Here is a 718-nt window from a genome sequence, read left to right as displayed (position 1 = left end):
CATCCAGACCTCGACAGAATTTGCAGGAAACTACCCATAATCTGCCAGGTTCCTGCAAATGCATCAACAACTTTCCGCTTCAAACCCTTGCTGCAAAAGGCTCTCCGGATTGTTCAGGTTCGACTATTGAATTGGAAGAATTTCGAAAAAATCGGCGGTTCCAGCTTATAACCCCTACAAGCGAATGATCTCGTTGGCATCCCAATGGCCGTGCCACTTTCAATCCTCAGGTCCACGACCGCTGAGGCGAGAAATTTTTCAAGCGCCAGAGCGAGTACGATCGCCAACGCGCAACGGCATTGACCCCACTGCTTTCGGCGTAGCGCCTGACCGACGGCGACGCTCAGCGACCGGCGATGACACTGCGCCGGTCTCCCACACGAATCTTGCGGGCTTGCGTTCAACGAAGGCAAGCAATAGCAGTCCTGAGCCCAATGTAAATGATTGAATGTGACTATACAAAAATCCTACAAACTCAATGTCACGGCGATCAGTATAAAGGATCATCAACTCGACGGAAAATGCGTCGATGTGGCATTCCAATTAGGCGGATCTTGCCCGAAAACATTGTGAACGAAGAAATCCATGAGCTTACGCTCGGTGAAGATACCGGGGGCTCCATGATCAGCACCAGGCACATAGACCATTTCGAATTCCTTTCCCGCCTTAATGAGACTGTCGGCGAGCGCAAAGGTGGAGGCCGGATCGACATTGTGGT

The 718-nt window shown here is 51.3% G+C and carries 2 protein-coding genes; one reads left to right on the top strand and one right to left on the bottom strand.

What is annotated here, in order from left to right:
- Positions 1 to 188 (top strand): hypothetical protein (locus AB4Y34_RS41805; RefSeq protein WP_368719300.1); only part of this gene is annotated, 188 nt, incomplete at its 5' end.
- 318 nt (positions 189 to 506) lie between these two features.
- On the opposite strand, the gene AB4Y34_RS41800 is transcribed toward AB4Y34_RS41805, so the two are convergent.
- Positions 507 to 718 (bottom strand): alpha/beta hydrolase family protein (locus AB4Y34_RS41800; protein ID WP_368719299.1); only part of this gene is annotated, 212 nt, incomplete at its 5' end.

Origin of the sequence: Paraburkholderia sp. BR10954, assembly GCF_040965775.1 — a bacterium.
Lineage (GTDB): Bacteria > Pseudomonadota > Gammaproteobacteria > Burkholderiales > Burkholderiaceae > Paraburkholderia > Paraburkholderia youngii.
The sequence above is the reverse complement of the archived record's forward strand: the minus strand, read 5'-3'. Positions and strand labels throughout refer to the sequence as shown.